Origin of the sequence: Propionispora hippei DSM 15287 (assembly GCF_900141835.1) — a bacterium.
GTDB classification, from domain to species: domain Bacteria; phylum Bacillota; class Negativicutes; order Propionisporales; family Propionisporaceae; genus Propionispora; species Propionispora hippei.
This window is the reverse complement of record NZ_FQZD01000021.1, coordinates 31695-54300: the sequence shown is the minus strand read 5'-3', so window position 1 is coordinate 54300 and position 22606 is coordinate 31695. Positions and strand designations below refer to the sequence as shown.

The window sequence follows — 22606 nt, the reverse complement described above, 5'->3', positions numbered from 1 at the left end:
TTTATCCAAACCAACTAGACGGAGGCTGTATAATGAGCGCAATACGAATCATGATTGTAGACGATTCCCCCTTCTCCCGCACACTGCTGGCCGATGCACTGCAGGAAGAGGGCTATGAGATCGTCGGCGAAGCGGACGGCTTCGACTCCCTGCTTGAAGTCTACACAGAGTGCAAGCCGGATATTGTCACCATGGATATTGCCATGCCTGGCGCCGACGGCTTTGAATGCAGCAAAGCCTTACGCCTGCATGATCCCAAAGCCAAAATCATTCTGGTCAGTTCCATGAAGGATGAGGAAACCGAAGCCGAAGCCCGCCGGGCCGGCGTGGTCGGCTATCTGCAAAAGCCAATTGACAGCGAAAACCTGAACCGGGTTATTTCCAATGTTATGGCCCCTGACAGCTTGTTTAACACCTTACAGACTACAGGATTGGATACCTTTAAAGAAGCTCTGTCGCAAAGCGTCACCCGCATGACGAAAACCACGGCATCCTATACGGAAGACATTCCCAACGAAACTTATATTTCACAGGGAATCACGGTTGTTATCGGCATTATCGGCCGCTATTCCGGCACTACAGTGATGGATATGCCAGTGGATGTGGCCGAAAAAATGGCGGAGAAAATTCTGCGACGTGAAGTCAAAAACCGCGACGAAGTAGTGGCCATGGCGGCCGAGTTCGCCAATGTCGTAGCAGGTATCGCCTGCTCAATGCTCAATAAAAAGGAAAAAGCCCTGGGTCTTCGGGTAGCGCCGCCCAGTGTATTCCACGGCAAGCCAACCGAAATTGTCAGCCCCACGGTAAAACTGACCGGTTGCTATATTGATACCGACTTTGGCCGCATCTATCTGAGTGTTGGCTTTAAGAAAGGATCGGTCTTATGGATGTAAAGCTCATTAATCCGGTTTTGCAGGCCTTTGCCAACATTCTGCCGCAAATTGGCTTTCAGCAAAACATCGAGAAAAAAGGACTTTCCCTTATCGGCTCCACCCTTACCAATCCGGGACTGCTGCTAACCATCAGCATCGTCGGCCCGTTGAAAGGCACCGTGTTAATCGGTATGACGCTGGAAGCCGCTAAACAATTTGCTTCCAAGATGATGATGGGCATGCCGGTGGCCGAACTGGACCCGCTAGCCCAAAGCGCCATTTCGGAAATGGGCAATATGGTTTGCGCCAACTCCTGTACTAACTTTGCCGAGGCAGGCATCGGCGGCCTGGACATTTCACCGCCGACCATGATGATTGGTGAAGGCGGTCATGTCATGCTATCGGTGCCCAATGTCATTATGGTTAAATTTTCAATTGACAATATTGATGTGGATGTCTATGTGGGACTTATAAAATAACTTGACAAGCAATGTGCCAAAAGAGACAGGCCGGTGAATTTTTATCACCAGTCCTGCCTCTTTTTGTATTCTATCCGGTAGTGCTCCGATACTCTGTTTTTCAGTTTTACCAACGAATATTCCAGTTGGAGTACTTCCTGTAAACAATCGACAAACACATTCCATTCTTCAGACGTAAATCCCTCGCGGACCTTCTTGTCACCGCCAATGTTATACAATTGGTGCATGGCGGCTTCTGCCTGCCGGATATTCTGCATAGTAGCAAGCATTTGTTCCTTAATGCTCAGCATAACGACCAATCCCTCCATTTTAAAAGAAAATACCCTCATCACGGTATTTTCTTTTATTTTAACAAGAAACAGGCATAATAGCAATAACTGACAGTTAACTTAATTTTACTATTGGTTAACAGGCTTGTTCCCCTATAATGTATAAGTTCTGTTATTGGGTGATATGATACTATGCAATTTGGTGAAATTATAAAAGAGGCCCGGGAAAAGAAGCTGCTAAGCCAGGAAGAGGCTGCCAAACAAATTGAAAAAACCTACGCCATCCGCCTGTCCGCTTCTTATTTAAGCATGATCGAGAGCGGGGCGCGCACCAATATAACTGTGAAAGTACTCCGCTCGCTGCTGCACTTTTACAAGCTTCCGCTGTCCGCTGCCGACAGTCTTTTTAGTCAGCCCGGTACCGGTCAGTCGAAGATTGCCGAAGCCGCCGTCCCTTATCGCCTTGATTCAGTCTTAATCCGGCCGGAACAGCTTGCGGCCCTGCCGGCGGAAGCCAGGCACACGCTCCAGGACTTTATTGCCTTTATGCTCACCAGATACGGTGTGGTCAAGTAAATTCTTTCCCTTGAATCAACAAGGGGCCTGTCGCCATCCACAGTGGCAACAGGCCCCTTTTATCTTTATCCCTCTGTTGACGGCAGCTTCACTGACCGTGAAGAAAGGCAGTGCGCCAGTCGACAGCTCAAAACTGACAGGGCGCTAATCATGCAGTGTAAACTGGCTTGTCGCTGTTTTCAGCTCATTGGCCAGCGTGGCCAGACTTTGACTCGCCGCGGCGATTTCTTCAGCCGCTGCCGACTGCTCCTCGGTCACCGCCGAAATCGTTTGGGCCTGGGCCGACATATCGTGATTGATACCGGCCATGTCCCGCACCACTTCCAGAATCTGGCCGCTATTGGCCGCCATCTGTTCGGTTACGGCCGCCTCTTCTTTCATCAACGTCACGCTGTGGCCGATCCGGGAAACAATGTCGGCAAACGCCTGACCAGCCTGCTGTACCAGCCCGGCGCCTTTTTTCACCTCGGCAGCCCCCCGTCCCATGGAAGAGACCGCCCGGCCAGTGTCCTGCTGAACATTCCGGATCAGGTCGCTGATTTGCTGAGCCGCTTCCTGGGATTGTTCGGCCAGATGACGGACCTCTTCGGCAACCACCGCAAAACCCCGCCCCTGCTCACCGGCCCGCGCCGCCTCAATAGCGGCATTTAACGCCAGCAAATTAGTCTGGGCGGCAATGCTGGCGATCAATTCGACAATTTGTCCTATTTCCTGGGAACGGCTTTCCAACTGCCCGACCGTCGTCACCGATTCACTGACCGTATGCTCAATGCTTTCCATCTGCCGGACAGCCGCATCCACCGACTGCAGCCCTTCACGGGCCGCCTGGGCCGATTCCTCCGACACCTGAGTAATCCGGCCGGTATTGGCTGCCACCTGCGTGACCCCCTGGGAAAGCTCCTCCAGCCGATTCATGACGTCGTCCGCCATAGCGGCCTGCCGGTCAGCCCCCTGGGCGGCGCCGGTGATCGATGCGGCCACCTGCCCGGCGGCCTGAGCCGACTGTTCGGCCGTATCAGTCAACTGGCCGGCCGAACTGTCTACTTGACCGGCTAGAGTGCTCACCTTTTCCAATAAAACACGCAGATTGTTCCCCATTGTCTGCAATCCCTGGTCCATTTGCCCGATTTCATCCCGGCTGAAATGAGCGGTTTCCTGGCGGCGGATATGTCCCTGCGCGATCTCCTCGATGGTCTGTACCGCTTGGCCGATCCGCTTGCTCAGCGAACGCACCAGCCGCCGGCTGAAAAAGCCGCCGATGAGCATAGCCAGCACCGTCAGCGACAGCAGCAGCATACCAGTCAACGATGCAGCTCTATCATTATTCTGCTTGTTTTCCTCGGCCTGCCGGGAGTTAAAGGTGGTCAGGTCATCCAGCAGCTTGTTCAGATTCCCGGCATGGACCGCCAGATTCTGAACATAATAGGCATAGGCAGCCTGCTTCTGCCCACCGGTGGCCAATTCGATCACCTTAGGCCGATGAGTCCGCCAGGCGGCCAATTCATCCTGGAAAATGGCATATTGCTCCCGCTCATACGCCGATAGCGGCAATTTTTCATATCGCCCCAGCAGATTCCCATTTTCGGCCGTACGGGCAGCCATATCCTGAACGAGCTCTTTCTCCCGTTCCTTATTGTCGGTGATCATCAGCTCCAGCAATTCCCCCTGCAGCGCTCTGATATTGGTAGCCGACCGGTTCAAATATTCATTGGGCAGCAGGTCCTCTTCATAGGTTGTACGCAGATTTCTGGCAGCCTGCAGGTTAAAATAATAACCGGCTATGCCGACAACGGCTAAGAAAGCGATCAACAATGCCACAATGGAATAAAATTTACTGCCCAGACTATTGCCAAAGCTCTTCATTCCTACCACCCCAATTATGTATTAATCCCAAACAGAAAGCTTTGCCCCCTGATTGTTACCATAATTATAATTATGAAGGGTTCCGGGAAATTCGTCAAACTACAAATAGGACCAAAGTCCCATTCCTGCCTGGATATTCGGCAAAAAAAAGCAAACGGGCTGCTTCACGCACCGTTTGCTTCCTTTATTTTCCCTTATCTTACCGTTTCGGCAAAATTTCCAGCCAATACCCGTCCGGGTCGGCGATAAAGTAAATTCCCATCGCCTTATTCTCATAGCAGATACAGCCCATATTCTTGTGGAGTTCATAAGCCTGCTCAAAGTCGTCAGCCGTAAAGGCCAGATGAAATTCATTATCTCCCAATTGATACGATTCTTTCCGGTCCTTGATCCAGGTAAGCTCCAGCTTATGGGGCGTACGTCCGTCGCCCAGGAAAACGAGCGTAAAATCCGGTTTTTCCATCCGGCGCGTTTCCTCCAGGCCCAGCGCCTGCTTATAAAAAGCCAGGCTTTTCTCCAAATTGAGCACATTGAAATTATTATGGGCAAATACAAAACTCATCATATTTCCTCCTGTCACTTATTTCTTACGGGCATTCCTTTTGCCGCTTTCATATAAACTGGTCAAAAACCGCTGAATATCTCCCTGTAATACCACTCCGTGACCGGTACAGAAAAATTCCGGCTCATAGGGCAGCAATTTCTCCAGCCCCGCCATAAACCGTTCAAACTCCCAGCCGCCCTGTGCCGCCTGACCGGCCACATACTGACAGCAGCCCGCCCGGACTACCTCGCTGGCCGACACCAGTTTGCCCTCCGGCAACTCTTCGCCAAAAAAGCAAAAGAAGTCTCCCGCAAACATAATACGGGTGGCCGCATCATAAAGCGCCACCGAACCGGGGCTGTGGGTATTGACATGAATAACCGCCAGAGCGTCTCTGCCACCAAACTGGGTCTCCGAACCACCGTCTCCGTCCGCAAAGAGAGAAAATTGTGGTGCCAGCGTCTCAGGCACCAGCACTAAATCCTCCCGGTGAATGTACTTGGCGGCCTGAGGGAAGGCGGCTGCACCTTCCACATGGTCCCAGTGGCCATGAGTCAGATATACGGTCCGCACCTGCTCCGTCGTAAATCCGATGTCCTGCAGGGCCGCCTTAAGAATACCTTCATAGACTCGCGCCCCGGCATCAATCAATATCGCCTGATTCCCCTGCGTTAAGACATACACGTTGGCATAGGAAGGAACACCCCAGGAATGAACATCATAAACAGCTACGGCTGTTGCACCTGGCGTAAGTTCCGACAATAAATACTTCATGGCAAGCCTCCTTCCGCGTCTGCGGCCGGCGGCCGCGTCCTCAATTTCCTATAATATTCCTGATACTACATTTATATACCATCCTATTTTCCTTGTCAACCGTCGTACCGGCACCGAAAAAAGCAAAAACCCTCTCGCCGGTAAAGCGAAAGGGCTCTTGCTATCTGCGACAGGCAGCCGTAGCTCCTTGCGTCTGCGTTAAGCGACGCAACATACTCGCCTGTGCTTATTTTTTGTATTTGCTGTCCAGGTCGGCAACCATCTGGATTTTCGGTGAAGAAGGACCAGGGGTGAATACCGATTCCAACCAGGTGGTAACGATTTTCTTAGCCAGTTCGGGACCGATAACACGGGCGCCCATGGTAATAATCTGGGCGTTGTTGCTCTTGATGGCTCTTTCGGCCGAGAAGGTATCATGACACAAAGCAGCGCAAACGCCAGGGATTTTATTGCCTACGATGCACATGCCGATGCCGGTGCCGCAAACCAGAACGCCTCTTTCAAAGCCTTGCTCCTTTACCGCCAGAGCCACCCGTTCACCGATTTCCGGATAGTTGGTAGCATCCTCGGGAGAATCAATACCAAAGTCTTTTACTTCATGACCCAGTTCCGTCATGTGTTTAATCAGAATTTTTTTCAACTCAAACGCTGCATTATCACTGCCAATTGCAATTTTCATGGTTCATTCACCTCATATTAATATTTTTGTTAGGATTTGCGAAAACTTATTGAAACAACCAGAGAATTTTCCGGTTACACCTTAACATCTTATTGGAGAGCCGCGGGAACGTTATAACGCTTTGCCGGACCGGCAATTCCGGTTCACCGCCGTTCTATTTCGGCACGCTTTCCCAGTCTTTCAGGAATTTTTCGATACCGGCGGTGGTCAGCGGATGCTTAATCATTTCGGCAATAACTTTATACGGCACTGTCGCGATATGAGCACCCCTTCTGGCGGCCTGAATCACATGAATCTGCGTTCTGACACTGGCGGAAATGATTTCGGTAGGGATGTCGTGAATAGCAAAGATTTCGGCAATTTCGTCAATCAGGCGCATGCCTTCGTCACCGATATCGTCCAAACGGCCAAGGAAGGGACTGACATAGGTCGCGCCGGCCCGTGCCGCCAGCAAAGCCTGAGCCGCTGAAAAAATCAAAGTGACATTGGTTTTGATGTTATTGGCCGAGAGAATTTTTACAGCCTTCAAGCCTTCTGCTGTCATAGGAATTTTAATGACGATGTTTTTGTGGATTTTAACCAGTTCTTTCGCTTCTTTTACCATTTGGTCCGCTCCCAGTCCGATAACCTCGGCACTGATCGGGCCGTCTACCAGCGTAACGATCTCTTTAATAACCTCTTCAAAAACTTTGCCTTCTTTGGCAATCAGAGACGGATTGGTCGTTACACCACAAATCACGCCCATTTCACTGGCCTTGCGAATCTCGTCCACATTAGCGGTGTCAATAAATAATTTCATACGCCATATTACCTCACTCTGCTATATTTTCCCAAACAAGCTAAAACGGCCGGGATAGCGGTTCTAAAAAAACCCTCCATCCGTTTTATTCCGTTTCATTTGTTTTCCTTGACTATATAGTAACACTTAGTTATTTTTTTGTAAAAATGACTTATGGTTTAATATTATTTATTTTAGTTATTTTATCGTTTATTATCGTTTCTTTTCTTTTTTATTCGCATTATTTTTATATTTTGTTATTATTCAATAATTTTTTTATAATGTTTTAAGGATTATTGAAAACATTATTTTCATATTATCATTTTTTTGTTACAATTTAACCTAGAGTTATTTTTCATTCTATATGTTAAATATCTAGAAAGCGGGGATAGGTATGCTTCCTTTGGAGCGGAGAACAAAAATTTTGGAAGTTTTATATAAACAAAAAAAAATCACTACCAACGAGTTGGAAGAATTGCTCGGCGTTTCGGCCTGCACCATCCGCAACGATTTGCGCAAGCTCGAGGAGGACGGACTGGTGGAACGTTCTCACGGCGGCGCCGTCATCCCCCAAAGCATTCAGCAGAACTTCAGCTTTTCCAAACGGCAATTGATCAACAAACATGAAAAAGACATCATTTGCCGCAAGGCGCTGGATTTTATCCGCAACGGCAACTGCATCATCATCGACGCCAGTTCGACCTGTCTGACGCTGGCCAAGCATCTGCACGACTTTGAACGACTGATGGTGGTCACCAATGGAATCTACACCGCTCTTGAATTAAAAGACAATCCCAACATCAACCTGATTCTGACCGGCGGCATTGTCCGTCCCAAATCAGGTTCCTTAGAAGGGCTGCTGGCCAAAAATCTGATTAACCAGATCAACGCCGATGTCATTTTTGTATCTGCCCAGGGTTTTACGCTGGAGGAAGGCCTGACCGACTTCAATTTACATGAGTGCGAATTGAAAAAGCTGATGATTTCCAAAGCCAAAAAGGTGGTTGCGCTTCTCGATTACCTGAAAATCGACCGGAACTCAAGCGCCAGCTTTGCCCGCTCCAACCAGGTCGACGTCATCATTACCGATGCCAAGGCTCCACAGAGCTGTATTGAAAAATACCGGCAAGCCGGTATTGAGGTTGTCATCTGCGAATAACCGCTTACTGTTTATAAAACAGGACAAAGGCCGCTGTCCAAAGTGACAACGGCTTTTGTCCTGTTCTCTTTTTTACTTTTTTCCCCTTATCCAGACAGCAACAGAAAAAATCACTGCCAGGGCAAAAAGGAACAGAGGCATCAGCCATGGATAATCCAGCATGGCATGAGACTGCCAGGGATATAAGTATTTTTCCATTTGACCCGCCTCCATTCATTATTTTCCGGAAGCCCGACTTTCCGTATTTTCTGGTTCCAGGAGCTTTCTAACCCAAGCTACCACGAACAGGATCGCCGGCAGCACCAGAAACAGCGGCACCCATAAGTTGTAGGGCAATATCTTTAGACCCGTTTCAATATGATCCAACACACTGGCCGCCATCTTCAGACCCAGGTATAGCACCACAGCGGTCGCCGGAAGAATAAAAATCCGGCTGTTCTGTACCCCGGTAAGCTTTTGCATGGCATAGATCGCAGCAAAGATATGAATGGAAATTTTAAAAAATGTGGTCGTCAAAAAATACATAACCCCCAGCGCATCCAGGTTTTGAATAAAATCCGCCACATTGATCTGTTGAATCAGCACATACAGCGGATAAATACTGCGGGAAAAAGTAGCCTCACTTAATACCGAGACTGCCACCGCATCAAGCAGTGCAATAAATGAACCGGTCACCACCGTGGCCAACAGCGTAGTTCGCACAATCTTATCCTGTCTTTTTACCAGAGGCCAGATCATGGCAAAATCTATGGTTTCGCCAAAGGACTGGGTCACCCCGAGCGGCCAGGCGGCTGCCATAATTCTGTCCCAGCCTTTGCCGGCCACCGGCAGTAACCGCTCTATCTGGACAATGTCCGAACCGGCAATCAACACCAATTCCACGATAAACAGCAGGATGAGCACCGGGAGCCAGAGCTCACCCAACCGGGCCAATGTTTCAATCCCGCAAAATAAAGCATAGGCCACCATGATCATAAAAATCCCCAGCACCACCCATTGGGGTGTCAACGGCAATATGGTCGTGGGTATCAGGTCCCGGACATCGCCTAAGCCACGGCCGGCGTCATAAATCAAAAGAAGCGGGTACATCCAGGCAATGGGCGTCCCCAGCCAGCGGCCAAATTGCCGGGGATACCACTCGACCAGAGTCAAGCCGGGATGCAGCTTCATAAGCGCCAGATACAGCCCGATGGTCATGGCGCCAAGCCCGGTAGAAATACTGGCAGCCAGCCAGGCATCCCTTCCCGCCGCCGAGGAAAACCCGAAAATAATAGTTGTACCAATCTGAAACAGCATGGTAAGCACAAATAACTGATAGTTTGATATTCGTTCCATAACTCCCTCTTATTTCACAAACTCCGATTCTTCCCTGGTCAACGATTTGGTTACAAAGCCGACCCGCGGAATTCGTACGTTAATCGCCACCGGAATATCAAGCTCCGGAAACAGCTCGTCCCAGGTATCTTTGTAAGCATGAAGCCACTCTTTGGGATATTGCCGGTACAGTGCGGTACCGAAGCCGACCGTGTCACTGCGGAATTGCTTTTGGAGCATCACAAGCGCCCGTTCCACCCTTTTTTGTATCTTATCTCCTACGGCGTCTTCAATATACACGACGGATTTCGGGTCACTTAGATCTATCTTTGAGGAACTTTCATATACGACGGCCTGCGTGATAATCGTCAGACTCATATGCAGCGTTTCTGCCTCAATTTGCGGCTTAAATTTCACCTTAGCCTCCTTTAAGCGGACACTAATTCTGCCGCCCCCCTTTTCTTCCGGAATTGCCACGGTAATAACGCCTTGCTCCATCTCATCCCGCAGCCAAACCAGGCCTCTGGCTTCGGCATCATTCATCCAGCCGACCAGCTTATCCTTATGAAAAATGGCCGCCCCGCGAATGGCAAGCGTTTTCTTCGGCTTTTTTGGGTTTTCCTGGCCGTTTTCTTGATTCTTTTTCTGACCGTTTTCTTGGCCGTTTCCCTCGTTTTTTTCTTCGTCTTTCTTTTTACGCTCCATAACCAGCGGCACCATCTCAATCCGGCCGGCCACAGGGTTAATGCCTTCCTCAGTCAGCATGGCAATAAAATCCTTAAGATCAATCCGGACGCTGATCCCCATTTCCCCTTCCTCATGAATCAAGTCCGACACCGTTCTTTCTATGCCGGGATCGCTGGCCATGAGTTCAGCGATGTCATCCTGGGTAACCAGGACATGGGCCCGCAGGTTGGACTGGCGGTAACGGGAAAAAAAATCCAGAGCCTCATTAACCCCGGAACGGGCCAGCCGTTCGCTGAGGACAATAAACCGGACATGGGAAAACATGATTTCTCGGGAGGATTTCTCCTGCAAACGCCGGAAAGCATCCATAATGGTTTTACCGTATTCCGACATAACAATAGTCGGCGCCTTGTCACCGCCATCACCTCCTCCACCGCCGCCGGCGGACGGAAACAGCCTGGGAGCCGGTATCAGCAGGGTAAGGCAAATATGGCCGTCTTCCAGCTTATCCACACCGACAGCGGTAACAATGGCCAAATCATTAATCTCCATCCGGTCCCAGCAGCCGGTCAGCCATAGCGTATTGATGACAATCAGCAAACAAACAGCCAGTTTCTTCACCTTGTCACCTCTGTTTCCGTTTCTTCTTCTGTCTGCCCGGCGGTGCGGCAGGCCTCAAATCAGCCTTCATTCGCCGGGAATCCATGCTGCCGGTAAAACCGGGACGGGTAAGCATATCCCACCAGGGCACACGGATAAAGACATCTTTCAAGCTGCTCAGTTCCAACGGAGCAACAGGTGACAAGTAAGGAACACCAAAGGAACGCAGGCTGGCCATATGAATCAAGATGGCCATAAATCCCATAAATACGCCATAGAGCCCCAACGTGGCCGCCAGGATCATCAATACAAAACGCAATACTCTGATGGCAATGGCCTGATTGAAGCGAGGCACGGTAAAAGAAGCAATCCCGGTAATGGATACGGTGATAACCATGGGCGCGGAGACAATCCCGGCCTGAATGGCAGCCTGACCGATAACCAGGGCGCCGACAATGCTTACGGTCTGCCCCACCGGCCGGGGCAGCCGGACGCCGGCCTCCCGCAGGCCTTCGAAGAAAATCTCCATAATCATGGCCTCCACAAAAGCCGGAAAAGGAATATTTTCCCGCGAGGCGGCCATGGAAAACAGTAACGTCGTCGGGATCATGCCCTGATGAAAGGTCGATACGGCAATATACGACGCCGGCAACAGCAAGGCGACAAACAGGAAAGCATACCGAATCAGCCGGATCAGGCTGGACCCGATAAACCGTTCATAGTAATCATCCGGTGCCTGTATCATCTGAAAAAAAGATTGCGGGGCAATCAAGGCAAACGGCGTGTTATCCACCATAATTCCCACCTGCCCTTCCAGCAGGCAGCTGACCAGCTTGTCCGGCCGCTCGGTATAGGAAAGCTGCGGAAAAATGGAAAACGGATTATCTTCAATCAGTTCCTCAATATTGCCACTTTCCAATATGGCATCCACATCAATGGAATTGATTCTTTTTTCCACTTCGGCAAGAAGTGCCGGATCGGTAATTCCTTCCAAATAAGTAATGACCACATTGGTTTGGGATAAACGGCCAACCTGCAGCATTTTCATTTTTAACCGGGGCGTCTTCAAGCGCCGCCGGATCATACTGGTATTGGTGCGCAATGTTTCGATAAAGGCTTCCTGCGGCCCTCTGATCGCCGGCTCCACCGTAGGCTCACTGACGCTTCGTTTCTCCCATTTCTTTATACTGATGACCAGGGCCGCCTCACTGCCGTCAATCAAGAGCGCGGCATCACCGCTTAGAATTCCGGTCAGAATTTCCTGCAGTGTGCATACCTGGACGACCTGGGCCGAAGAAATGACCTGCTGTTCCAGAAAATTGCCGATAGTCTCCTCCGTCCTTTCGCCGGACAAAGGAATTTGCTGCCGGTAATACAGTAACGGTTTGACTATATTCTCGTTGAGAAGTTCATTGTCAATCAGACCTTCCACAAAAACAAGCAGTGCCTGACGGGTATTGCCTATTTTGAAGTTGCGAAATACAATATCGGAACAATCGGCCAGTACAGACCGTACCAATGGTTCAACCGCCCCGATATCCGGGGCAAGCCGCTGGTTGCCGGTTATATGCCGGCGAAACATTAGCAGCATGTTTTCCAGCTCGTTAGCCGTGCGCTTCGCCGTCTCAAGCGTCCGGCGCAGATTCTGCAAAGCTTGTATGGAGCGTGGGCGGTCGGCACCAGGCAAAGATTCCGACAATTTTTTTAAATGAATATTCTTCGCACCTCTTCCTGCCAACACTCCCCCTCCTTCCAAACAGACTTACCGGCCAGACAGTCTGCCCGCAGAGCTGCCGCCGGTTATAGTATTAGGCCGTTTATGCTTTTTTAGTCTACCGGCCGGGAAAGTTTCCGGGAAACAGTACAGCGCTGACAATGGCGGCCATGCTTCCCGTCTGACAGAACCTGCTGGAATATAAAAAACAGCCTGATCCTCGGTTAAGGACCAGGCTGTTTTTATACCGCTTTGTCTGTAGCCGGTAGGTCCGGCTGTTCTAGCTTCCGGATAAGTATCCGGTTAATCCGTACGTGATCCACTTCTTCAATCATAAATTGGTAAGGCTCAGCTACAAGGGTCTGGCCCACCTGCGGCGGCATTTCTACCTGCGAATACACCCAGCCGCCAATGGTATCCACGTCGTCCGATTCCAGATTGCTGTCCAGCACATGGTTGACTTCTTCCAGCAGCAGCCTGCCGTCTACGGAATAACTGCCGTCTTCCCGCAGTTCGACCGTTGATCGTTCTTCATCAAATTCATCCTGAATTTCACCGACAATCTCTTCCAGGATATCCTCGACGGTGACCAGGCCGGCTGTGCCGCCATATTCATCAACTACCAGCGCAATCTGCGACCGGGTCCGCTGCAGCAGTTTTAAGAGTTCACTAATCGGCATGAATTCAGGAATAGCCGTAATCTCCCGGACCAATTCCCGGATGGCCGGTTTTTGTTCCTTGGCGACAGCGGCCAGCAAATCCTTTATATGAATAAACCCGACGATGGTGTCCTTATCGGGATCGCATACCGGGTAACGGGTAAGCTTTTCCTCCAGGGCTGTTTCCAGGTTTTCCTCAAAGGTGTCCTGGGCATAGAGGCAAATCATATCAGTCCGCGGAATCATGACTTCCCGGGCGTTGCGTTCGGCAAATTCAAAAATATTATCTACAAAGGTGAGTTCCGTCATGTTTATATAACCCTGCTTATGGCTTTCCTCCATAAGAATACGGATTTCTTCCTCGGTATGCGCGGCCTCGTGCTCACTGGCCATTTCCATGCCCGCCAATTTAAGAATTTGATTAGCTACCGTATTCAACACCCAAATAAAAGGATACATCACCCGGTAGAAACCAATCAGGGGAACCGATGTCCATAACGTGACGGCTTCCGCCTTTTGGATGGCCAGCGATTTAGGCGCCAGCTCACCAAGCACAATATGGAGGGCTGTAATAATGGAAAAGGCGATTGTAAACGCTACGGTATGAACCACCTGGAGTGAAAAACCGGCTCCCAGCATGACCGGTTCCAACAAGCCGGCAACGGCCGGCTCGCCAATCCAGCCAAGGCCCAGAGAAGCCAGAGTAATTCCGAGCTGGCAAGCGGATAAATAGGCGTCCAGATGTTCAATCAAATTCTTGGCAAACCTGGCGCGCGTATTTCCCGCCTGCAGCAGCGTCTCAATACGAGTGCTCCGCACCTTGACCATGGCAAATTCCGCGGCAACAAAAAAACCATTCAGCAAAACAAGCAGCACAACTAAAAACAAATTTAACAATATAGACGCAGGGTCCAACAACTCCCTATCTCTCTTCTGTCAGATGAAATAATTCTGTCACCGGCATTTCTCTTTATTTTTACTTCATCCTTCACGACAGCGAGGAGAATAGGTTCACCTCCTTCAATATTCCGTGTTTTTTATCATACACCGGCCGCCGCAAAGGTATCGGCCACAATCTGCCGGGCTTCGTCCTGAATTTCCCGCAGGTGGTCTTTTCCTTTGAAGCTTTCGGCATAAATCTTATAGACATCTTCCGTACCGGAAGGACGGGCCGCAAACCAGCCGTTTTCCGTACAGACCTTAAGTCCGCCGATCGCCGCCTGATTACTGGGGGCTTTGGTCAGCTTGGCCGTGATGGCCTCGCCGGCCAATTGATCGGCTTTCACCTGCTCCGGTGACAGCTTGGCTAGTACTGCCTTTTGGGCGGTGTTGGCCGGAGCATCAACGCGGGCATATACAGGTTCACCAAACCTGTCGGTCAAACCCCGATAATATTCACCGGGGTCCCGGCCGGTTTTCGCCGTAATTTCCGCGGCCAGCAGGCAAAGAATCATGCCGTCCTTATCGGTTGTCCAAACCGTGCCGTCCTTACGCAGGAAGGAAGCGCCGGCGCTTTCTTCGCCGCCAAAGCCAAACGAACCATCCACCAGACCGGCAACAAACCACTTGAAGCCGACCGGCACCTCGCATAGCTTGCGGCCTAAGCTCTCCGCCACCCGGTCAATCATCGACGAGCTGACCAGCGTTTTGCCGACGGCGGCATCCTTCCGCCAGCCGCTGCGGTTTTGGAACAGATACGAAATAGCCACTGCCAAGTAATGGTTGGGGTTCATCAAGCCCACACTGGGCGTTACAATACCATGCCGGTCAAAATCAGGATCATTGCCGAATGCCAGGTCATATTTGTCCTTTAGCCCGATTAGCCCGGCCATGGCATAGGGCGACGAGCAGTCCATCCGGATTTTTCCGTCACTGTCGACATTCATAAAACTAAAGGTCGGGTCCGGGTGGTTATTCAGTACATCCATATTCAGACCGTACCGTTCGGCAATAGGTCCCCAGTAGCCAAGTCCCGCTCCGCCCAGAGCATCGGCCCCCAGTTTCAGACCGGCGGCCCGGATGGCTTCCATATCGATAATCTGAGCCAAATCATTCACATAGGGTGTAATAAAATCATGCTCTTGAACCGACTCCATCTGCTTGGCCCGTTCATAGGGCAGACGTTTCACCTCTTTGTTGCCGTTCTGCAAAAAACCGTTGGCCTTATCGGCAATCCACTTGGTGATGGAAGTATCGGCCGGTCCGCCATCGGGCGGGTTATATTTAATACCCCCGTTATCAGGCGGATTGTGAGACGGCGTAATGACCATCCCGTCGGCCAAGCCGTCACGGCGGCCCCGGTTATAGGTTAAAATAGCATGAGAGATGCCGGGCGTAGGCGTATAGTTCATGTCCTTGGCCATTCTGGTTTCCACGCCATTGGCAGCCAGTACCTCAATAGCCGAGATAAGGGCCGGCTCAGACAAGGCATGGGTATCAAAGCCGATAAACAAAGGCCCGGTTATGTTCTTTTCCCGCCGGTAACAGCAGATAGCCTGCGTAATGGCATAAATATGATCCTCATTGAACGTACCTTTAAGCGAGCTGCCGCGATGGCCCGATGTGCCGAAGGCCACCTGCTGAGCCGGGTCGCCGGCATCGGGGTGATTCACATAATACGCGCTGATTAAACGGGGAATATTATCCAACAAACTTTTCGGTGCTTTTTTACCTGCTAACGAATGAACAGACATGCTCAAATACACCTCCATACAGACTTTTCAATCTATTTTCAGCTTGTCGGACGGCAAAACCCGTGCCGGCACAGCAAGCAAGAAACGCCACTATGATACATCAGTAATTTTCTACCTTGACCGGTAAATCTTACTAAGATTTTCTACCACCAGGCAGGAAATTCCTGCTGCCGGTTGCAAACAGGCAAAGTCGTTTTTATTATTTTCCATAATATGTTATATTATAACCAACAGGATGCCGGCAGGAAGGAATATACTTCTATTAGTACTCTACCAGCTTGAAAGCAAAAATTGTGACGGTTAAAATTCCGTCGTCGTCAGCTTCAAAGCTGGCAGAACACTAGGTACCCGCTGATTAAATGAAAGTGTCGGCCTGGCGAAAGATTTTTCCGCCAGGCAAGGAAGTAAAGCCGCAGGAATAGCGCGGCCCCTATTTCAAGGTTTTGCTGACGCAGCCAGGCGGAAAAAGATCCGTCAGGACGCGCAGCGTGAATTAATCAGTGGGTACCTAACTTGAGATTCCCGGCAAATTCCGTTATGATAATAGCATTCCTACTTTTATTCCGATTGAAACCATAAACAATTCACCGGTGTAGCCATCAGCCTGCTGCCGCAGAAGCGATGTAACCGGCAGTCTGAGCACACCGCTGTTTTACTGAGGAGGGAACTATGCTGCCCCATGTAAAATCGTTTGCTGTCGGTGCCCTGCTTACTTTAGCGCTGGTTTCAGGTCTTTGGGGACTGCAGCAGCGTCAAACCGCCGGGCCATCGGTCCAGCCGCCTGCCGTCGAAACAACGCCGTCCCAGGTCGCCACTCCTAAAATTATGACGGTTACCCCGCTGCCGACCCTGCGGATTCTCTACGGCCAGTCAGTGCCATTTGAGGGCAGCGCCGCCTTTCCCCAGGCCATTGCCGGCCGCTTTGCCCAAAACCTGCACATTGTAAGTTTTCAGGCCACCGGTGAGCATGCGGAAAAATCTCTGATTAAAATTGTCTGGGAAAACGGCCAGACCGACACCGTTTCTCCTGGCACCGTTAATCTGGTCTTCCCCCCCGGCCGGCGAGCAGTCGAAATCACCGTAACCGGCTACAGCATGCACGAACGGAAACTGTTTAAGGACAGCCGCCGCCCCGGCACCCTGTCCTGGGAAATCCAATACGAAGCGGGCGAATAACTCTCAGAAAAACTTTGCCGCCTTATCTCCGCCCTGCGACAGCAGGGCATTTCTTTTCAACAAACCAAGCCATACAATACTTATAACAGTCAACCCTATAGTATCTCCTTTGGCTTCTCATTATCCTGCTTAATCTTCTAATCCGGGGTATTATGTAATACTTATAGTAATAATTTGTGGAGGTAGAAAAAATGAAATGGAACAGCAAGCTATATGATAACAAACATTCTTTTGTAGCTGAATATGGTAAAGCAATGATTGACTTTGTAAATACGGAAAAAGGGCAAAAAATATTAGATGTAGGATGCGGTACAGGGGTACTGACAAACGAGTTGGCAAAAAACGGTGCGACTGTTATCGGCACAGATTCATCAAAAGATATGATTGATAAGGCAAAATCCAATTATCCCAACTTAATTTTCCAGGTACAAGATGCAACCAATTTGCCTTATAAAAATGAATTTGATACGGTTTTTTCAAATGCAGTCTTTCACTGGATCCAGAACCAGGAAAAATTGTTGCATTCAATTCATAATTCTATAAAAAATAATGGGATGTTGATTTGTGAATTTGGCGCAAAAAATAACATACATCAAATTCAAACAGCTTTTGAAAAAGCTGCAGGACAACAACGGTATATTTACTGTTCTCCGTTCTTTTTCCCTTCAAAAGAAAAATATAAATTATTATTAGAACAAGTTGGTTTTGAAGTAAAACACCTCATTGAATACGATAGGCCAACACCACTCGCTGATGGTGAAAAAGGACTGTACAATTGGATTTGCCAATTTTTTGCGAGTGATTTGCTGAATTTCTCAGATGAAGAAAAAGAAGAAATATTATCTGAAACAGAAAGACTTTGCAGAAACAGTATATGGAAAAACGGACAATGGATCGCTGATTACAGACGTATTCAAGTTATTGCGATTAAAAAGGCTTAAAAAGACTGTCTCAATCGTAACATTACAGTCTGATGAGAATGGCTAATCGAAAAAACGCAAGCCTATGCACCTATAGGGGTGGACAGCTTGCGTTTTCCTTTAACGGAAACTAAATCATTGAACAGCGGCAACCAGCACGCCTATCCTGCAGCACTATTCCCGCAAACGTTACAATCAGTTTCTTCCTTAACGTCCGGACGATTCCCGCATACAGCAAGGGGGTTCCACCTTCTTCTCCATGCGTGCAGCCAAATAGGTCAGAATCACCAGGACGCCGATACAGCCTGTTATCGCGGGCCAGGTAAGAAACTGCTCCGGCAGCGACTGGTACAAGCCAAACAGGCCAAATAAGTAAAAAATCATCGCGGCGCACCACTTAACTACCCGCTCGGGAATGCGTTGCCCCATTACACAGCCAACCACGATACCCAGCCCGTCGGCAATCATCATGCCTGTCGTAGTCCCCAGCCAAACCGGCAGAGCATGATGAAACTGCGCCGCCAGGGCTACTGTCGCCAGTTGGGTTTTGTCCCCCATTTCCGCCAGAAAAAAGGCGATCACCACCGTCCAAAAAGGATTGTACCGGCAGGATTCATCCTCGCCGGACAGTTCATCGCCCCGGATAGTCCACAGACCGAATAAAATGAATGAAGCCGCCGCCGCGATTTGCACATATTGCAGCGGAATAAATTCCGTCAAATAACTGCCCACTACTACCGCCAACAGGTGATTGACCAGAGTGGCCACAAAAATCCCCCACAACACGGTCTGCCAACGGTATTTCGCGGCAAATGCCATAGCCAGCAATTGAGTCTTGTCCCCCATTTCCGCCAGAACAACAAAGACCAGCGAAGTCAAAAAAGCCATTACGATCTCCCCTTTTTTCTGTGATCTGCAGGACTGATCTCCGGTCCGGCCAGCGCTTCCGTCCTTATTTATCCAATGACTAACCCGACCTAAAACTTCCCACCTTTACAAGCGGGAGTAAGATTGCTAAGTCCCTGGATAATCTCGACTACAATACAGGCGGTGTCCAAACACCGTCTGTATTAAGTCTCCATTTATTCGATCAGAAAGACTGTCCCTTCCGATCATACAAAAAACGAGACCTTTAGTATGACACTAGGCCATACTAAAGGTCTCGCTAATTGACGGTAAGCCAACAAACAGAGCCAGACGGGAAAACCGCCAGTATGTTGACTCTGTTTCCAAGAGCTACTCCCCTTTAGAAACTATCTTATGATTTTAACATTCTACACCATAAACGGCTTCACGTCAACCATTTTACGGTAAAAAAGGACCGTGTTATTCCGCCGCAGGAGCTACGGCAGTCCGCTTTTTCAGGAAAACTTCATGGAACAGATAAATGGCTGCCAGCAAGGGGAAGCCGGTATACAGCACGATACGCTGGGATTCGTCGAAATACAGACTGATGATAACGACCAGGTTCAGCCCAATAGCCAGCATCGGCACCAGCGGATAGCAGGGCGTCCGGAACACCAGATCCTTCACCGAACCGCCTGCCGCCAAAAATTTCTTACGGAAGTTCATCTGGCACCAGCCAATAATAACCCAGATCAGGCAGCCGGTCAGGCCGGTACTGGCCATTAACCATAGATAGACGGTGTCTGCCGCATACTCACTGGTCAGCAGCGACAGGCATGCCAGAATCAGCGTAGCAATAACGCCGTAAAAAGGAACACCATTGCGGTTTAGTTGGCCAAGAAAACGGGGTGCCAGCCCTTCCTGGGCCATTGACCACAATAACCGCGAGCAGGCGTACAGGGCGGAATTACCGGCCGATAATGCCGAAGTAAGCACCACAAAGCTCATAATATCCTGGGCGATGGGAATGCCAATGCGTCCGAACACATGAGCGAAGGGACTTTCCAGCACGCCGGCTTCCTGCCAGGGAATCGTTCCGGCCAGAATAATCATCGCCAAAATGTAGAAAATCATAATCCGGTAAGTAATGCCGCGAATGACACGGGGCACGTTTTTGCCCGGCTCCTTGCATTCGCCTGCCGCAATGCCTACCAGTTCTGCTCCCTGAAAGGAGTAGGAAACGGCAATCATCGTCAGAAACACCGCCGAAAACCCATTGGGGAAAATACCGCCGCCGGTATGGAAATTGCTAAGTCCAATAGCTCCCTCATGTCCGGTAAAACCAAACATCAGGCCGGCTCCGGCAATAATGAACGACACAATGGCGGCAACCTTAATGCCGGCAAACCAGAATTCAGCCTCGCCGTAGGCCTTGACGGAAATAACATTCAACAGAGCCAGTCCCAATGCAAAAATACCGCTCCAAATCCAGGTGTCAACCTGGGGAAACCAGTTATGCATGATAATTCCGGCCGCCGTAAAATCGGCAGCAATGCAGACCGCCCAGTTAATCCAGTACAGCCAGCCGGTGGTAAAGCCTGCGCCAGGAGAAATAAACTGGGACGCATAGCTTTGAAACGAGCCGGAAACCGGCATAGCCACCGAAAGCTCCGCCAGACAGAGCAGCACCATATACATAACAAAGCCGCCGAACAAATATCCGATGATGGCACCCGCCGGGCCGGCCTGACTGATCGTCTGCCCCGAACCTAAAAACAAGCCGGTACCGATCGTTCCGCCAATGGAAATCATCATTAAGTGGCGCGATTTCATCTCCCGCTTTAGTTCCGGTTTGGCCGGGCAAAGCTCTTTCAAAATATCTTCCTGCTTATACATATAATACCTCCTAGTCTTAATAACCTGCAGCCTAACCCGCCATAACCGCTTTCCTTTCGCTCACAAAAAAAAACGGTCGTGAGCCATCTCACAACCGTACGATTACCGCATAAACCATGACAGTAAAACTTTCTGTGAGATAGCGCTTCATCCAATGGTGGGAAACCCGGATGACAGTGTTGTACTTATTCAATACAACCCCAGCAGCCGCCCTGGCCAGGGCACGGCCGCTTCGGCGGGTATTCCTCCGCTGCAGTTTTATCGCCAGCCAGCTCACTGCAGTTTCATAATCCCCGCGCCTCTATCTGATCACCGTATTAAACTAATTTTTATTATACTTGATCCCCTGTGTTTTAGGAAGAGACTTTTACGTTTCTGTGCTAAAAATAAAAACAAATTTCGAATTTTTTACAATAAATTGCTATTGTTAATAGTTTCGTACAGGCTCACTTTGCCGTTTGGCCTTTACCTGATAACCGATGTACAGACAAAGCAGCCAGGCCGGTGCGATATAAAGCGAGTACCTCATATCGGGAATTAAGGCCATAATGACTAAAATGGAGGCCAGAAAAGCCAGGCTGATATAGGACGAAAAGGGATACCAGGGCAGCTTGTAGGTCAGCACCGCTTTTTCGGCCTCTTTCTTCTGCCGGAATTTAAGCTGAACTAACAAAATCATAGCCCAGTTAATGATAATGGCGATAGTCGCCACTGCCATTAAATACAAAAACACCCGGTCCGGATCGATATAGCTGAGTAAAACGGCAAACAGCGTAACGCCTGACGATACCAAAATGGCAGCTACCGGAACACCGGAGGTGTTCAATTTGGCAAACAGCCGCGGGGCATTGCCCTGCAGGGCCAGACCATACAACATCCGGCCGTTGCTGTACAGCGCACTGTTATAGGTGGACAAGGCTGCCGTAAGCACAACCGCGTTCAACAAATGGGCTGCAGCCGGAATACCCACATGGGTAAAGATTTGCACGAAGGGGCTGCCCTGAGTCCCCATCTCATTCCAGGGGAAAATAGCCAAAATAACGGTCAGCGCTCCGACGTAGAATAGTAAAATCCGCCAAACCACCTGATTGATTGCCTGCGGGATGGACTTTCTCGGGTTTTCCGCTTCGCCGGCGGTAATACCGATCAGTTCCACGCCGCCAAAAGAAAACATGGCCATGACTAACGATAAAATAACGCCGTAAACACCGTTAGGCAAAAAGCCGCCATGCTGCCAGAGATTGCCCAGGCCAATCGGCACGCCGCCGTGACCGAAGCCGAAAACAATAATAGCTACACCAAACACAATCATGCCGACAATAGCCAGCACCTTGATAATGGCAAACCAGAACTCGAACTCGCCGAAGGCTTTCACATGAATAAGATTGATGGCGGTAATTGCCACCAGGCAAACCAGCGCCGATACCCAGATGGGGATATCCGGCAGCCAGTAATTCACATAAGTGCCGACAACGGCAAGCTCCGCCATACTGACTACAATATAGTTGAACCAGTAATTCCAGCCACCGATAAAGCCGGGCAGTTCACCCCAGTATTGGTAGGCATACTGGCTGAAGGAACCCGATACCGGCTGCTCCACCGACATCTCACCCAAGGCCCGCATGATAAAGAAAATAATGATGCCGCCGATTAAATACGATACCGTAATGGCCGGTCCCGCCAGCTTAATGACCGAGGCCGAGCCGTAAAACAAGCCGGTGCCAATGGCGCCACCCAGAGCAATCATCTGAATATGACGGTTCTTAAGGCCCCGCTGAATGTTTCCTTCCTCCGCATTAGGATGGTTCATTCTTACTTCACTCCACTTCCGTTCCTTATTTCTACCCAACTTATTTACACTCAGTAAATTATACATAACTATGTCCTCTGTGTAAAGTACACAATCACCCTATTTAACGCTGTTATCCCTGTCTACTGGCAACAGACATAGAAAAACATGCTGCATACACAGCCGCCTCACGCCTGTTACCTGATTTTTTTAGCCTCCCACTGTGTTCTCCTGGAAAACACAACCGTCCGGCAATTCAACTGCTAATCGGGACCGTGCAAACACCAAAGGCGGGCTGATCGCGCTCCTTTTCGCGCGA

The 22606-nt window shown here is 49.8% G+C and carries 21 protein-coding genes and 1 riboswitch; of the genes, 6 read left to right on the top strand and 15 right to left on the bottom strand.

Annotation, left to right across the window (positions count from 1 at the left end; translation table 11 throughout):
- The first annotated feature begins 32 nt into the window (after positions 1 to 32).
- On the top strand, positions 33 to 893 hold the full coding sequence (locus F3H20_RS12450; RefSeq protein ID WP_223191749.1) for a response regulator: 861 nt from the start codon (positions 33 to 35) through the stop codon (positions 891 to 893).
- On the top strand, positions 884 to 1351 hold the full coding sequence (locus tag F3H20_RS12445) for a chemotaxis protein CheX (protein ID WP_149735241.1): 468 nt from the start codon (positions 884 to 886) through the stop codon (positions 1349 to 1351). Before F3H20_RS12450 ends, F3H20_RS12445 begins: the two co-directional genes overlap by 10 nt.
- A 44-nt stretch (positions 1352 to 1395) precedes the next feature.
- Here F3H20_RS12445 and F3H20_RS12440 read toward each other — a convergent pair whose 3' ends face one another.
- Entirely contained in the window at positions 1396 to 1641 is a 246-nt protein-coding gene (locus tag F3H20_RS12440; RefSeq protein WP_149735240.1) for a hypothetical protein, read from the bottom strand.
- A gap of 171 nt (positions 1642 to 1812) precedes the next feature.
- Between F3H20_RS12440 and F3H20_RS12435 the strand changes: the two genes are divergently transcribed.
- Positions 1813 to 2196, top strand: a complete 384-nt coding sequence (locus F3H20_RS12435; RefSeq protein WP_149735239.1) for a helix-turn-helix domain-containing protein — start codon at positions 1813 to 1815, stop codon at positions 2194 to 2196.
- Between the two features lie 144 nt (positions 2197 to 2340).
- Here F3H20_RS12435 and F3H20_RS12430 read toward each other — a convergent pair whose 3' ends face one another.
- The 5 genes from F3H20_RS12430 to fsa all read right to left on the bottom strand — a co-directional run bounded on the left by F3H20_RS12430 (position 2341) and on the right by fsa (position 6855).
- Entirely contained in the window at positions 2341 to 4059 is a 1719-nt protein-coding gene (locus tag F3H20_RS12430; protein WP_149735238.1) for a methyl-accepting chemotaxis protein, read from the bottom strand.
- Positions 4060 to 4258: 199 nt separating this feature from the next.
- The gene (locus F3H20_RS12425; RefSeq protein WP_149735254.1) at positions 4259 to 4621 is read right to left on the bottom strand and encodes a VOC family protein; all 363 of its coding nucleotides are present in this window, start codon (positions 4619 to 4621) and stop codon (positions 4259 to 4261) included.
- A gap of 18 nt (positions 4622 to 4639) precedes the next feature.
- Positions 4640 to 5377 (bottom strand): MBL fold metallo-hydrolase, encoded by a 738-nt coding sequence (locus F3H20_RS12420; RefSeq protein ID WP_149735237.1) that lies wholly within the window; start codon positions 5375 to 5377, stop codon positions 4640 to 4642.
- Between the two features lie 226 nt (positions 5378 to 5603).
- Positions 5604 to 6056 carry an RpiB/LacA/LacB family sugar-phosphate isomerase gene (locus F3H20_RS12415; protein ID WP_091745477.1) on the bottom strand — a complete coding sequence of 151 codons (453 nt, stop codon included), beginning with the start codon at positions 6054 to 6056 and terminating at the stop codon, positions 5604 to 5606.
- A 154-nt stretch (positions 6057 to 6210) separates the two neighbouring features.
- Positions 6211 to 6855, bottom strand: a complete 645-nt coding sequence (fsa, locus tag F3H20_RS12410) for a fructose-6-phosphate aldolase (protein WP_149735236.1) — start codon at positions 6853 to 6855, stop codon at positions 6211 to 6213.
- 373 nt (positions 6856 to 7228) lie between these two features.
- Between fsa and F3H20_RS12405 the strand changes: the two genes are divergently transcribed.
- Positions 7229 to 7993 carry a DeoR/GlpR family DNA-binding transcription regulator gene (locus tag F3H20_RS12405; protein ID WP_149735235.1) on the top strand — a complete coding sequence of 255 codons (765 nt, stop codon included), beginning with the start codon at positions 7229 to 7231 and terminating at the stop codon, positions 7991 to 7993.
- A gap of 72 nt (positions 7994 to 8065) precedes the next feature.
- On the opposite strand, the gene F3H20_RS20285 is transcribed toward F3H20_RS12405, so the two are convergent.
- The 6 genes from F3H20_RS20285 to pgm form a co-directional block, all read right to left on the bottom strand.
- Positions 8066 to 8191 carry a hypothetical protein gene (locus F3H20_RS20285; protein WP_262501621.1) on the bottom strand — a complete coding sequence of 42 codons (126 nt, stop codon included), beginning with the start codon at positions 8189 to 8191 and terminating at the stop codon, positions 8066 to 8068.
- Positions 8192 to 8209: 18 nt separating this feature from the next.
- The gene (locus F3H20_RS12400; protein ID WP_149735234.1) at positions 8210 to 9328 is read right to left on the bottom strand and encodes a GerAB/ArcD/ProY family transporter; all 1119 of its coding nucleotides are present in this window, start codon (positions 9326 to 9328) and stop codon (positions 8210 to 8212) included.
- Positions 9329 to 9337: 9 nt separating this feature from the next.
- On the bottom strand, positions 9338 to 10615 hold the full coding sequence (locus F3H20_RS12395) for a Ger(x)C family spore germination protein (RefSeq protein WP_188128314.1): 1278 nt from the start codon (positions 10613 to 10615) through the stop codon (positions 9338 to 9340).
- A 4-nt stretch (positions 10616 to 10619) separates the two neighbouring features.
- Positions 10620 to 12332 carry a spore germination protein gene (locus F3H20_RS12390; protein ID WP_149735232.1) on the bottom strand — a complete coding sequence of 571 codons (1713 nt, stop codon included), beginning with the start codon at positions 12330 to 12332 and terminating at the stop codon, positions 10620 to 10622.
- A 218-nt stretch (positions 12333 to 12550) separates the two neighbouring features.
- Positions 12551 to 13882: a hemolysin family protein gene (locus tag F3H20_RS12385; RefSeq protein WP_149735231.1), complete on the bottom strand. Its 1332-nt coding sequence runs from the start codon at positions 13880 to 13882 to the stop codon at positions 12551 to 12553.
- 125 nt (positions 13883 to 14007) lie between these two features.
- Positions 14008 to 15660 (bottom strand): phosphoglucomutase (alpha-D-glucose-1,6-bisphosphate-dependent), encoded by a 1653-nt coding sequence (pgm, locus tag F3H20_RS12380; RefSeq protein ID WP_149735230.1) that lies wholly within the window; start codon positions 15658 to 15660, stop codon positions 14008 to 14010.
- A 669-nt stretch (positions 15661 to 16329) separates the two neighbouring features.
- On the opposite strand from pgm, the gene F3H20_RS12375 reads away from it, so the two are divergent.
- Together F3H20_RS12375 and F3H20_RS12370 are read left to right on the top strand one after the other, a co-directional pair.
- Positions 16330 to 16836 (top strand): hypothetical protein, encoded by a 507-nt coding sequence (locus F3H20_RS12375; RefSeq protein ID WP_149735229.1) that lies wholly within the window; start codon positions 16330 to 16332, stop codon positions 16834 to 16836.
- 191 nt (positions 16837 to 17027) lie between these two features.
- Positions 17028 to 17777 carry a class I SAM-dependent methyltransferase gene (locus tag F3H20_RS12370; RefSeq protein WP_149735228.1) on the top strand — a complete coding sequence of 250 codons (750 nt, stop codon included), beginning with the start codon at positions 17028 to 17030 and terminating at the stop codon, positions 17775 to 17777.
- 186 nt (positions 17778 to 17963) lie between these two features.
- Here F3H20_RS12370 and F3H20_RS12365 read toward each other — a convergent pair whose 3' ends face one another.
- The 3 genes from F3H20_RS12365 to F3H20_RS12355 all read right to left on the bottom strand — a co-directional run bounded on the left by F3H20_RS12365 (position 17964) and on the right by F3H20_RS12355 (position 22308).
- Positions 17964 to 18644: a TMEM165/GDT1 family protein gene (locus F3H20_RS12365; RefSeq protein ID WP_149735227.1), complete on the bottom strand. Its 681-nt coding sequence runs from the start codon at positions 18642 to 18644 to the stop codon at positions 17964 to 17966.
- A gap of 438 nt (positions 18645 to 19082) precedes the next feature.
- Positions 19083 to 20498: an amino acid permease gene (locus tag F3H20_RS12360; protein ID WP_149735226.1), complete on the bottom strand. Its 1416-nt coding sequence runs from the start codon at positions 20496 to 20498 to the stop codon at positions 19083 to 19085.
- Between the two features lie 132 nt (positions 20499 to 20630).
- Positions 20631 to 20810, bottom strand: a riboswitch (Lysine riboswitch).
- A 115-nt stretch (positions 20811 to 20925) separates the two neighbouring features.
- Positions 20926 to 22308, bottom strand: coding sequence for an amino acid permease (locus F3H20_RS12355; RefSeq protein WP_149735253.1), 1383 nt, complete (start codon positions 22306 to 22308; stop codon positions 20926 to 20928).
- Positions 22309 to 22606: the final 298 nt, after the last annotated feature.